The organism is Bacillus sp. C1 (genome assembly GCF_054570475.1).
The window spans coordinates 22,497-35,396 of the sequence record NZ_JBTMZT010000007.1 but is presented as its reverse complement, the minus strand read 5'-3'; the positions used below and the strand labels follow the sequence as shown (position 1 = coordinate 35,396).

Genomic DNA, 12,900 nt, shown 5'->3' with positions numbered 1-12,900 from the left:
TCTTTTTGTATTATAATACGAGTATGATGATGAAAGGGGCTTCAGCATATGTACAAGCAAATTATACTAGCATGTGATGGTTCAAGACACGCGCTCCGTGCAGCAAAGCATGCCGCACATATTGCGAAATGTAGTAAAGAAGTAACCGTTGAAGTTGTATATGTTGTAGACAATAGAACAGCGAAATCAGATATTATACAAGGCCAAACAGATATAGAGACCATCTCATCTAGTAGAAAAGATAGATTAAAAGAAATTGAGACTTTATTACAGCAAGAAGAACTCTCCTATAAGATTACAATTTTGCATGGTGATCCAGGAAATACACTTGTACAATATGTAAATACAGGAGACATTGATCTTGTTATAGTAGGGAGCAGAGGATTAAATACATTGCAAGAAATGGTACTTGGTAGTGTGAGTCATAAAGTAGCAAAACGAGTGAAATGTCCGGTAATGATCGTCAAGTAACAGACAGCAATAATGTTGTCTGTTTTTTATGTTAAATAGGCATCGAAATGAAAGAAGAGCCCATATAAATTGAAAGTTTATTTTCCATGAATAAATCTTACAATTTTGTAAGACAGCTGTTAGGTAAATCGATGTTATAAAATCTTTTCTATTGATATGATGGAATCATCAAAGGGAGCGAATGGGAGGATGAAAGAAATGAAAGTATTTCAACATTTATCATATAGTCAAGGTGTAAGTTTAATTTGTTTGACTGGATTTGTCAGTTCAGTACTGTTAGCTGTTGTTATGAAGATGGTCCAGCAAATCTTTTAATAAGAAGGATTTTGTAAATAGAAGGGAAATGATTGTTATAAATGGCAAGGTAATCGTAACAAGTATAATTAAAAAATAGCCTCTTGCATAAAAGAATCTATGCGAGAGGCTATTTTGTTTAGTTTTGTGGTTTTGCCGATCCTGTATTCAACGTTAAAGCAAGGAATACAATTGCAAGTACACAAGATGCAAGTAATAGAATGAAACCGCCATCCCATCCGAAAGCATCTACAATAAAGCCCATTGCAGCACTAGCAAATGAAGCACCGCCAAGATAACCGAAGAAACCAGTTAAACCAGCAGCAGTACCCGCAGCTTTTTTGGGTGCTAAGTCAAGTGCGTGTAGTCCAATTAGCATAACTGGTCCGTAAATTAAGAAACCAATTGCAACAAGTGCGATGCTATCAATCATTGGATGACCAGCAGGATTTAACCAGTAAACAAGAACGGCAATGAATACGCCAATCATAAATAAAATGCCAGCAGGTGCCCGGCGGCCTTTAAAGAGCTTATCACTCATCCATCCGCAAAGAAGGGTACCTGGAATACCAGCCCATTCATATAGAGCGTAGGCTGTACGAGAGCTACTATGAGTAAAGCTTTTTTCCTCTACTAAATAAGTAGGTGCCCAGTCTACAACGCCGTAGCGTACAAAATATACAAATACGTTAGCGATAGCGATGTACCATAAAAACTTATTGTTTAGTACATACTTGAATAAAATTTCTTTTACCGAAAGCTCGCGTTCACGATCAACTGTTTTTTCATCTGAAGGATACTCGCCTTTATATTCCTCAATAGGTGGTAATCCACAAGATTGAGGTGTATCGCGCATTGTAATTAATACATAAACCCCAACTAAAATTGAGAGAATGCCAGGGAAGTAAAAGATGCTTTTCCAATCATTAGCGAAGAAATATAGTCCTAATGTAACGAGAGATGGCATGATTGCTCCCCCAACATTATGAGCAACATTCCATATGGACATTTTTGTACCACGTTCGCTAACTGAGAACCAGTGAACCATTGTCCGACCACATGGAGGCCACCCCATACCTTGTACCCATCCATTTAAAAACTGGAGAACAAACATAAGTAAAATACTTGTCGTAATAAAAGAAAAAGAACCGAAAATAATATTAATGATACCGGATAAAAATAGACCTGCAGCTAAGAAATAACGAGGGTTACAACGATCGGATACAATCCCCATTATAAATTTACTTAATCCATATGCAATGGATACAGCTGAAAGGATGATACCAAGTTCCCCTTTACTAAATCCTTGTTCAACAAGATATGGCATAGCCAGTGAAAAGTTTTTGCGAACAAAGTAGTAACCTGCATAACCAATGAAAATGCCTAAAAATACTTGCAAACGCAGTTTGCGGTATTCGCTATCAACACGATCGGCAGGCAATCGTTCTGTATGCGGCGCAGGCTTGAATAAATTAGTTAAAAACATTGCTTAAAATCCTCCTCTATTATTGTAAGCGTTTAACAACATGGCAAATAAAAAAGACCATGAAATATAGAAAGGGATCTTTCTATGTTCCATAGTCGTATACTCTAATTCTCCATGACCTTTGCTATTAACTTCGTCACAAATTATACAACTTTGTGACGAAATTGTAAACGTTTTTATGAAAAAAGTTATTGACGGGAAATGTTTTGGAGTTTAATATTTAAATACATTAAATATTTTATTGGTTAAATAAGAGGTGGATAAAATGCCGAATGATATGACTCATATTGATAAAATTCAGGCGCTAACATTTTCTATTGGAAAGAAAATGCAAACGGAGTTACTAGAACAAATGCAAGCATCAGGACTTACACCACCGCAGTTTTACATTTTGAAAATTTTGGATCATTATGGCGCGTCAAGGGCGACAGAGTTAGCCAAGAAAATGTATGTAAAACCAAGTGCAATTACAGTGATGATTGATCGCTTAATTGATCAAGAATTAGTGCTGCGTTATCACGATGAAAATGATCGCCGTGTTGTCGTAATTGAGTTAACGAATAAGGGGAAAGATGTACTAGAAGAGGCAATGAATGCTCGCAATCAACATATTGCGAAGTACTTTTCACAATTAGAATTGCAAGAGAGAGAAGATTTATTACGCTTATTTGAAAAGTTAGAGGCAATTATTTGTGGATCATCTGGGGAAAAAGAGACAATTTAAATGGAATTGAGGAGATTAAATGGAACAAAACGAAAATCAAAATAGGAAATTGCTGTTAATTGGTTTAATCATCGCCATGTTATTCGCAGCCTTAGACGGAACAATTGTTGGTACAGCGATGCCACGTATTGTCGGAGAACTAGGTGGATTAAGTTTAATGACATGGTTAACAACAGCATATATGTTAACATCAACGACAGTTGTACCAATTGCAGGTAAGTTAGCTGACTTATTGGGACGTCGTAACGTATATATAACAGGATTAATCATTTTCATGGTTGGTTCAGCACTTTGTGGTATGGCAAATGGTATGACGGAATTAATTATTTTCCGCGGTATTCAAGGTCTTGGCGGCGGTATTATGATGCCGATGGCAATGATCATTATCGGAGATATGTTTACAGGAAAAGAACGCGCGAAATGGCAAGGGATTTTCGGAGCATTATATGGTCTTGCTTCTGTAATCGGACCACAAGTTGGTGGTTGGATTGTTGATGCTGTGAACTGGAGATGGGTATTCTATATTAACTTACCAGTTGGTATTTTAGCGACAATCTTTATCGCGATGGGATTAAAATCGCATAAACAAACAGGTCCGATTAAAATTGACATTGCTGGTATTTTCACGATGATTCTCGGTGTTGTAAGTTTATTACTTGCACTAACATTTGGCGGGAAAGATTATGCGTGGGGTTCTTGGCAAATCATTGGATTATTTGTGCTTGCATTCATTGGTATCGTAGGCTTTGTCATTGTAGAAACAAAAGCAGAAGAACCGATATTACCAATGCATTTCTTTAAAAACCGTACATTTACACTACTAAATGCAATTGGTTTCTTTATGAGTATTGGGATGTTTGGTGCAATTATGTTCGTTCCATTCTTTATGCAAGGAATTGTTGGTGTAAGTGCAGCTGAATCTGGCACAATTATGACACCAATGATGATTACAATGATTGTTATGAGTATTATAGGTGGTCAGCTCGTCTTAAAGGTGGGCGTGAAACCGCAGATTATTACAGGAATGCTCATTATGGCTGGTGGTTTTTGGCTATTAACAACGATGGATATGCATACAAGTAAGCTTGTTGCTACTTCTTATATGATGGTTATCGGTTTAGGAATGGGTCTTGTCATGCCAACTTTAACATTAGCATTGCAAGAAAGTTTCCCGAAAAAAGACCTTGGCGTTGTTACATCTTCAAGTCAATTTTTCCGTCAAATCGGGGGAACATTCGGAATTACGATTTTAGGTTCTATTATGAATAACACTTCAGGTACAACACTAACAAACAAATTGGTACCTGTTTTGGATACATTCCCAAAAGAAGCAGGGCAAATGGTAACGAAATTTAAAGATATGATTCATACAGACCCACAAGGTCTATACTCTATGCTATTTAGTCCAGAAGCATTGAAACAAATGCCGGAAGCATTTGCTAATAGCATCGTACCTATTTTGAAAAATTCTTTAGTGGATTCACTTCACACTGTATTTTTAACAGGATTAGTCTTTATCGTAGTAGGTGCTATCTTTACGATTTTCTTACAGAAAATCAAGTTGTCTAATCGTAAAAAAGGTGAAGAAGAGCCAGTTGTAGAAGACAAAGATACAGATGTATCATATTCATAATGAGAAAAAAGCATCGCCTTATGGTGATGTTTTTTTCTTTGTGTATAACATATAAGTTTTTTTAGATAGAAATGATTGACGTATTTTTATAAATGAGTTATATTATTTTCTGTAAACGGTTACATGTAGTGGGGAGAGAAAAGAATGAGTACGATTAAAGACGTTGCAAAATTAGCGGGGGTATCTGTTGCGACCGTTTCCAGAGTATTGAATAAGAATGGTTACGTTCATGAAGATACGTTAAAAAAAGTGGAACGAGCAATTGAATTGTTAGATTATAAACCGAGTACAGTAGCGCGTTCTTTATATAATAAAAAATCTCATCTAATCGGCTTAGTTGTTCCGAATATCGTGAATCCATTCTTTCCAGAGGTTGCACGCGCTGTAGAGGATGTAGCACATAAGCAAGGGTACAAAGTTGTCCTTTGTAATTCTGATGAGAGTTTAGAGAAAGAGAAACAATACATTGATGTGCTCAGACAAAATAATGTTGATGGGTTTATCGTAGCAACGAACCCACAAAATAGTATGAATTACATGAACTTATCGGTGCCGGTTATAGCAATTGACCGCATGTTTAATGAGCGTATTCCGACCGTATATGCAGACAACTATGCGGGAAGTAGAAAAGCAACAAAACTATTGATAGAAAAAGGTTGTAAACATATTGCTCATATTCGTGGACCACGCGATGTGAGTACAGCGAATGAGCGTTTTGAAGGTTTCGTAGATGTGATTACACAATATGGGCTGTCTTATATGATTGCAGAAAGTACGTTTGATCCAGTAGATAGTGAGCGTGTGGCAATGGAATTGTTAGAAGAGCATTCACATATTGATGGGATTGTAGCTGGAAATGATTTGATTGCTATTGGTGTCGTAAAAGCTGCATTACAAAAGGGGATTTCTATTCCAGATGATCTGCAAATTATCGGATTTGATGGTATTTCTTTAACTGAAATGATGTATCCATCTTTGACAACAGTAGCGCAGCCTATTTATGAGATGGGAAGAATCGCAATGCAGTTATTGTTAGAACAGATGGAAGGAAAGCAATTAAATACAGAAACGGAACATTATCGTTTACCGATTGAAATTATAGAACGAAATACAACGAAGTAAGGAGAGGAGATATATGCCAAATATTGCAGTAGTCGGCAGTATTTCAATGGATTTAGTCGCTGTTTCGAAAAAAAGACCGAAAGCAGGAGAAACAGTAATTGGAGAAGCGTTTCATACAGTACCAGGAGGAAAAGGTGCCAACCAAGCTGTTGCGGCAGCTCGATTAGGTGCGAATGTAGCGATGGTAGGTGCTGTAGGACATGATAATTATGGTAAGCTCGTTAGAAAAAACTTAGAGAATGAACATATTTTCATTGACTATGTGGTACCGGTTACAGATGAAACGACAGGAATTGCGCACATTGTTTTAGCAGAAGAAGATAACAGTATTGTCGTTGTACAAGGTGCGAATCGTCTCGTGAATGAACAAGTTGTGAATCGTGCAAAAGATCTTCTTGTAAAAGCGGATATGGTTGTCCTTCAGCTTGAAATTCCACTTGAAACAGTGAAATACGTTCTTGCTATTTGTGAGGAGCATAACATTCCGGTTATGTTAAACCCAGCTCCAGCACAAGTATTATCAAAAGATATTTTGGAGAAGGCAACGTATATTACACCAAATGAGCATGAGTGCCGCATTGTACTAGATGATTTTACGTCATCAATTGAAGAGTTACTTGCGAAATATCCAAATAAGTTATTGATGACAGAAGGTGGAAACGGCGTTCGCTTCCATAATGGTACGGAAATTGTTCATGTACCAAGTATTGCTGTTGAAGTGGTAGATACGACAGGGGCTGGTGATACGTTTAACGGTGCATTAGCAGTCGCACTTTCAGAAGGCGAGATATTAGAGAAAGCAATTCGTTTTGCAAACATTGCCGGCGGTCTCTCTGTAACAAAACTTGGAGCACAAGGTGGTATGCCAACAAGAGGGCATCTTCGAGAAGTGCAGGTGATTGTTGGATGAAAAAGCATGGTGTATTAAATAGTGAAATTGCCGCAGTACTTGCGTCACTTGGGCATACAGATACAATCGTTATTGCTGATTGTGGATTGCCAATCCCTGATGGTGTGAAACGAATCGATTTAGCTGTAGAGCTTGGGAAACCTTCTTTTTTAGATGTATTACAAGTTGTACTAGACGATATGGCAGTTGAAAAATTGACATTAGCAGAAGAGATTACTGTGAATAACGAAGAAGTAAATCGAGAAATTGAAGCAAGTTTAAATGAAGTCGCTTTTGAATATGTGTCTCATGAAGAGTTTAAAGAACTTACAAGACAAGCAAAAGCTATTATTCGTACAGGAGAAGCAACGCCGTATGCGAACATTATTTTACACGCAGGCGTGATTTTTTAATAAAGGGATGTGATGAGAATGCGTATTGAAATGACAAACATTTCAAAAGCGTTTGGTGGCAACCCTGTTTTGAAAAACGCACAGTTTCGTATTGAAACAGGAGAGGTCCATGCACTAATGGGGGAAAATGGAGCGGGTAAATCAACGCTCATGAAAATTTTAACAGGTGTGTATACAAAAGACTCTGGTCAAGTCACGATTGATGGTCAAGAACGGACATTTAAAAATGCAAAAGAAGCGGAAGAATACGGGATTGCATTTATTCATCAAGAGTTGAACATATTACCAAATTTAACAGTTGCTGAAAATATGTTTCTTGGGAAAGAGTTGGTGTATGGAAAAACGGGTATTTTGCGGACTCGCCAAATGAATGCTACCGCGCAGCAACAATTAGCCGACCTTGGGCTTCATGTAAGAGGGGCTATGCCGGCGGGTGAATTATCAGTTGGACAACAGCAAATTGTTGAAATTGGTAAGGCTTTAATGACAAATGCGAGCGTTATCATTATGGACGAGCCGACAGCAGCGTTAACAGATCGTGAAATTGAAACGCTCTTTACGGTTATTAATAAGTTACGTAAAGAAGGGGTGTCATTTGTTTATATTTCACACCGCATGGAAGAAATCTTTTCAATTTGTGACGCAATTACGATTTTACGTGATGGAGGATATGTGGGGACAAGGTTAATTCCTGAAACATCATTCGATGAAGTAGTAAGTATGATGGTTGGTCGTAGCATTGGAGAACGTTATCCAGAGCGAGATGCAAAGATTGGCGAAGTGATTTTTGAAATGCGTAACGGCACGAAAGAAGGAAAGTTTGAAAATATTTCGTTTCAAGTGAGACAAGGAGAAATTCTCGGTGTTGCTGGATTAATGGGGGCTGGTCGTACTGATATTATGAAGGCGATATTTGGATATGAACCGTTAGACTCAGGACAAATATTTGTGAATGGTCAGGAAGTAAAAATTGACAGTCCAATTGATGCGATACGTCAGAGAATTGCCTTTATTACAGAGGATAGAAAATCAGAAGGGCTTGTATTAGATTTTTCGATTCGTGAAAATTTAGCCTTACCAAACCTAGAGAGTCTTTCTAAAGGTAGTGTAATGGACAAAGAAGTAGAAACGCAGTTCACAGAAGATATGATGAAGCTCCTTAATGTAAAAGCAGCGAATGGAGAGCAAGCTGTTAAATCACTTTCTGGTGGGAATCAGCAAAAGATTGTAATTGCGAAATGGCTGGGGATTCATCCGCAATTACTAATCTTAGACGAGCCAACACGAGGCGTCGATGTTGGTGCCAAGAAAGAAATTTACTCTATTATGAACAAGATTACAAATCAAGGGGATGCCGTTATTATGGTTTCATCCGAACTTCCAGAAGTATTAGGAATGAGCGATCGTGTTCTTGTTATTCATGAAGGTAAAGTTGGAGGTATTTTGGAGAAAGAGAAAGCAACGCAAGAGTCCATTATGGCATTAGCTACAGGGGGAGAATAAATTATGGTTAATAAGGGGAATGTATTGCAACAACTTGGTTCTTTAATTGGATTGGTGCTTATCATTGTAGTCATTACAGTATTAAATCCAGCGTTTATTGAAATCCCCAATTTATTTAATATTTTGCGCCAAGTATCGATTAATGCACTCATTGCATTCGGAATGACCTTCGTTATTTTAACAGGGGGTATTGACTTATCGGTAGGTTCTATTTTAGCATTATCAAGTGCACTTGTTGCTGGAATGATGGCAAGTGGCATGGACCCGTTCCTTGCAATGGCAGTTGGATTATTGTCTGGCCTTGTAATGGGAATTGTAAACGGTATCATCATAGCGAAAGGAAAAGTGGCACCATTTATTGCGACATTAGCAACAATGACCATTTTTCGAGGACTCACGCTTGTTTACATGGACGGACGTCCGATCACTGGCCTTGGTGATCACTTAATGTTTCAAATGTTTGGTCGTGGTTACTTCCTTGGTATTCCAGTACCTGCTGTAACGATGATGATTGCTTTTGCAGTTCTGTACTTTATTTTAAAGAAAACGACGTTTGGTCGCCGTACCTTTGCAATTGGGGGAAATGAAGAGGCAGCGGCATTATCAGGTATTCATGTAACGAGAATAAAAGTAATGATTTATGGTCTTTCCGGTGTTTTGGCAGCGCTTGCAGGTATTGTGTTAACGTCACGTTTAGATTCTGCGCAGCCAACTGCTGGTACTTCTTACGAATTAGATGCAATTGCTGCAGTTGTATTAGGAGGAACAAGTCTTTCTGGCGGAAGAGGCTGGATTGTTGGTACATTCATCGGTGTATTGATTATCGGTGTATTAAATAACGGCCTAAATTTATTAGGAGTATCATCTTTCTTCCAACAAGTTGTAAAAGGGCTTGTTATCTTACTTGCTGTATTAATTGATCGTCGAAAAGAAGCATAATGGAGGGACAATTCATGAAAAAATGGTTACTTGTACTCGTTGCACTTATCATGGTAATCACTGCTGGTTGTTCAATGGAACCACCAGAATGGGCGAAGGATTCTAGCGATAAAGGTCGAAATAAAACTATTAAAGTTGGATTTTCTGTCTCCACTTTAAACAATCCATTTTTCGTTACGTTGAAAAAAGGGGCAGAAAAGAAAGCGAAAGATAGTGGCATTGAACTGATCGCTGTTGATGCACAAAATGATGCAGCCAAGCAAACGAACGACGTTGAGGATTTAATTCAAAAAGGCGTTGATGTAGTTGTCATTAATCCGACAGATTCAGATGCAGTTGCTTCAGCAGTAAGTGCAGCGAATGCAGCAAACATTCCTGTTATTACAGTAGACCGCGTTGCGAACGCAGGAAAAGTTGTTTCACATATTGCATCAAATAATGTAGAAGGTGGAAGCATGGCTGGTAACTACATTCGTGAACTTGTTGGCGAGGGTGCAAATGTTGCTGAGCTAGAAGGGATTCCGGGGTCATCCGCAGCTCGCGAGCGTGGGAAAGGATTCCATAACGTTGCGGATAAAGAATTGAAAGTAGCCGCAAAGCAAGCAGCAGACTTTGACCGCGCTAAAGGGTTATCAGTTATGGAAAACATTTTGCAGGCAAATAGTGATATAAAAGCAGTATTTGCTCATAATGATGAAATGGCACTAGGTGCACTTGAAGCGTTAAAATCTGCTGGTAAAACAGATGTCGTTGTGGTTGGATTTGATGCTACGGAGGATGCTGTAAAAGCGGTTAATGAAGGACGTATGGCAGCAACTGTTGCGCAAAAACCACAGTTAATCGGAGAGAAGGCGATGGAAACAGCAAAACAAGTGAACCAAGGTAAAAAAGTGGAAAAATTCATTCCGATTGAATTAGAGCTTATTAAGAAAAAATAAAATATAAATTTACATTTAGGAAGGAAGAAATACAAATGAAATTTTTTATTGATACAGCAAACATCGAGGAAATTAAAGAGGCAAATGAGTTAGGAGTATTAGCTGGTGTAACAACAAACCCATCACTTGTAGCAAAAGAAGGCGTAGATTTTCATGCACGCATTCGTGAAATTTGCAGCGTTGTAGAAGGACCTGTAAGTGCAGAAGTTATTAGCCTAGAAGCAGATAAGATGATTGAAGAAGGAAAAGAATTAGCAAAAATCGCTCCAAACGTTGTTGTAAAAGTTCCAATGACAAAAGAAGGATTAAAAGCAGTAAAAGCATTTTCTGACCTAGGTATTCGTACAAACGTTACATTAGTATTCTCAGCAGTACAAGCATTACTTGCAGCGCGTGCTGGTGCAACATATGTATCACCATTTTTAGGTCGCTTAGATGATATTGGTCATAACGGTATGGATCTAATTCGTCAAATTGCTGACATCTTTACAATTCACGGTATTGAAACAGAAATTATTGCAGCATCTGTACGTCATAGCGTACATGTAACTGACGCAGCATTAAACGGCGCACACATTGCAACAATTCCGGCAAATGTAATTGGGGCATTAGTGAAACATCCATTAACAGATCAAGGAATTGAGAAGTTCTTAGCGGATTGGGAGAAAACTCAAGAGAAATAAATAGAATGATAAAAAATCACAACTCATTTGTTTGAGTTGTGATTTTTTTATTGTATGGAAAAGCGTATGAAGTTTTTTAGGAGGAATATAGTGTTGTTAAAAATCATTCGCCTTTTTTTTCGTTTTCTTTCGAGGTTTAAAAACTAAGCAATTATTACCTTTTGAGAAAATTATTGTGCTAAATTATGGTTGCAGTTGTGCTATATAATCAGTTTTTCGATAATTATCTATTAACTTTAATCACTTAATAATATGTTATAAGACATTAAAAATAAAGACAGATACTTGTAATAACATTTCTTTTTAAGTCATGGAGTCTCTAGTTTATCCATAAAAAGCCTATCAAATAATGTAGGGAAAAGAAATATTTCCGAGGAAATTGTCGAGCCATAGTTGGTGGGTATTCATTTTTTAGGGGAGCGGGAAAAAATATTGTTTTTACATATAAGATTGTCTATATTTCCAATGGAAAGATGGAAGTCATTTCATAAAAAAGAAAGGGAGATTGATAGTAAAATATTCATATTGATAAAGGAAGATTGTAACAACATGGTTGTTAAAGAGGGAGGATGAGTTTCAGCAAATCAAAATGATTAGTATTTGGATACAATTATTACTGAAAAGTAATGAGAATAAAAATGGAAGTAATAAACTTATGAAATATGACAAAATTATATTTTTTTGATATGAAGATAATAAGTTTTTTGTTTTTTATTATAAATAAATACATATATTTTAAGGGTTTGCTAAATTTGAATTCCAAAAATAGTTACTTGTACAAAAACAAAATTATTGATTTTGTTTTTTATTTTGAGTAAAATTCAAAAGGATTAATAAGAATAGTTTAGTAGTATAATTGAAATCCTTTTTTAGGAAGAGGATGTAGAGTCTAGTAGACTTAGAGTGTAGGGAATATTTATAAAGTTATAAACCAAGGGAGAGTAAAGTAAGTGACAGCATTGAAAGAATTATCAGCTTTTGTGAAAGGTAGTATTGTTTTATTATTTGTAGCATGTATGTATTTCGCTATACCAACTGCACATGCAAGTGCAGAGACAGTTAAGATTTATCTTGATCCAGGTCATGGCGGAACGGATACAGGAGCGATTGGAAATGGTTTAAAAGAAAAAGACTTAACATTAGATATTGCAACACGTATTCGTAATATTTTAAACTCAGAATATAAAGGGCATGAAATTAGAATGAGTCGTACAAGTGATGTATACCCTACATTAACGAAGCGAACAACTGATGCGAATAATTGGGGAGCAGACTTTTTCTTATCTGTACATATTAATAGTGGTGGTGGCACTGGCTATGAAGATTATAGTTATCCGAATGCAGGAGCACCGACTACGACTTATCAAAATATTATCCATCAAGAAATTATGAAGACAGTAAATTTTTCTGATCGTGGAGTGAAAACAAATAATTTTCATGTGCTAAGAGAGACAAATATGCCCGCTATACTAACTGAAAATGGTTTTATTGATCGAGCAGAAGATGCTAAAAAATTAGGTAATGCAGCATTTAGAGAACAACTTGCAAGAGGGCATGTAAATGGTTTAGTAAAGGCATTTGGATTACAGAAGAAAACATTCTTAATTCGTGTGAAACCAGAGGAGTTATATTATTATAATAAACCTGATTGGAATGCTAAGGCGGGTACTGTGAAAAAGGGTGATGTATTCACTGTTGTGGAAACGTTAACTGTAAATGGTTCAAAAATGTATAAGCTAAAATCAGGAAACTATATAACTGCTAATCCTTCATATGTTGAGGTTTTACAGTAAATATTTGATTAA

General features: G+C 36.9%; 13 protein-coding genes. 12 read left to right on the top strand and 1 reads right to left on the bottom strand.

Annotation, left to right across the window (positions count from 1 at the left end; translation table 11 throughout):
* The first annotated feature begins 48 nt into the window (after positions 1–48).
* Positions 49–471 (top strand): universal stress protein, encoded by a 423-nt coding sequence (locus tag ACX5JI_RS18290; RefSeq protein ID WP_459502466.1) that lies wholly within the window; start codon positions 49–51, stop codon positions 469–471.
* A 198-nt stretch (positions 472–669) separates the two neighbouring features.
* On the top strand, positions 670–786 hold the full coding sequence (locus ACX5JI_RS18285) for a DUF4027 family protein (RefSeq protein ID WP_459502465.1): 117 nt from the start codon (positions 670–672) through the stop codon (positions 784–786).
* A gap of 118 nt (positions 787–904) precedes the next feature.
* On the opposite strand, the gene glpT is transcribed toward ACX5JI_RS18285, so the two are convergent.
* Positions 905–2,251: a glycerol-3-phosphate transporter gene (gene glpT, locus ACX5JI_RS18280; protein ID WP_459502464.1), complete on the bottom strand. Its 1,347-nt coding sequence runs from the start codon at positions 2,249–2,251 to the stop codon at positions 905–907.
* A gap of 265 nt (positions 2,252–2,516) precedes the next feature.
* Here glpT and ACX5JI_RS18275 point away from each other — a divergent pair, with 265 nt between their 5' ends.
* The 10 genes from ACX5JI_RS18275 to ACX5JI_RS18230 all read left to right on the top strand — a co-directional run bounded on the left by ACX5JI_RS18275 (position 2,517) and on the right by ACX5JI_RS18230 (position 12,888).
* Entirely contained in the window at positions 2,517–2,975 is a 459-nt protein-coding gene (locus ACX5JI_RS18275) for a MarR family winged helix-turn-helix transcriptional regulator (protein WP_459502463.1), read from the top strand.
* Between the two features lie 19 nt (positions 2,976–2,994).
* A complete protein-coding gene (locus tag ACX5JI_RS18270) occupies positions 2,995–4,608 on the top strand; it encodes an MDR family MFS transporter (protein ID WP_459502462.1) in 1,614 nt (537 codons plus the stop codon).
* Between the two features lie 144 nt (positions 4,609–4,752).
* Positions 4,753–5,730 (top strand): LacI family DNA-binding transcriptional regulator, encoded by a 978-nt coding sequence (locus ACX5JI_RS18265; RefSeq protein WP_459502461.1) that lies wholly within the window; start codon positions 4,753–4,755, stop codon positions 5,728–5,730.
* Between the two features lie 13 nt (positions 5,731–5,743).
* Entirely contained in the window at positions 5,744–6,640 is an 897-nt protein-coding gene (rbsK, locus tag ACX5JI_RS18260) for a ribokinase (protein ID WP_459502460.1), read from the top strand.
* Complete coding sequence (gene rbsD, locus ACX5JI_RS18255; protein WP_459502458.1) at positions 6,637–7,032, top strand: D-ribose pyranase; 396 nt, start codon at positions 6,637–6,639, stop codon at positions 7,030–7,032. The genes rbsK and rbsD overlap by 4 nt, the downstream gene beginning before the upstream one ends.
* Before the next feature lie 18 nt (positions 7,033–7,050).
* Entirely contained in the window at positions 7,051–8,535 is a 1,485-nt protein-coding gene (locus ACX5JI_RS18250) for a sugar ABC transporter ATP-binding protein (RefSeq protein WP_459502457.1), read from the top strand.
* 3 nt (positions 8,536–8,538) lie between these two features.
* On the top strand, positions 8,539–9,474 hold the full coding sequence (locus tag ACX5JI_RS18245; protein ID WP_459502456.1) for an ABC transporter permease subunit: 936 nt from the start codon (positions 8,539–8,541) through the stop codon (positions 9,472–9,474).
* Positions 9,475–9,488: 14 nt separating this feature from the next.
* Positions 9,489–10,412 carry a ribose ABC transporter substrate-binding protein RbsB gene (gene rbsB, locus ACX5JI_RS18240; protein ID WP_459502454.1) on the top strand — a complete coding sequence of 308 codons (924 nt, stop codon included), beginning with the start codon at positions 9,489–9,491 and terminating at the stop codon, positions 10,410–10,412.
* Positions 10,413–10,447: 35 nt separating this feature from the next.
* Entirely contained in the window at positions 10,448–11,095 is a 648-nt protein-coding gene (gene fsa / locus ACX5JI_RS18235; RefSeq protein ID WP_459502453.1) for a fructose-6-phosphate aldolase, read from the top strand.
* A 950-nt stretch (positions 11,096–12,045) separates the two neighbouring features.
* Entirely contained in the window at positions 12,046–12,888 is an 843-nt protein-coding gene (locus ACX5JI_RS18230) for an N-acetylmuramoyl-L-alanine amidase (protein ID WP_459502452.1), read from the top strand.
* The last annotated feature ends 12 nt before the right edge of the window (positions 12,889–12,900 follow it).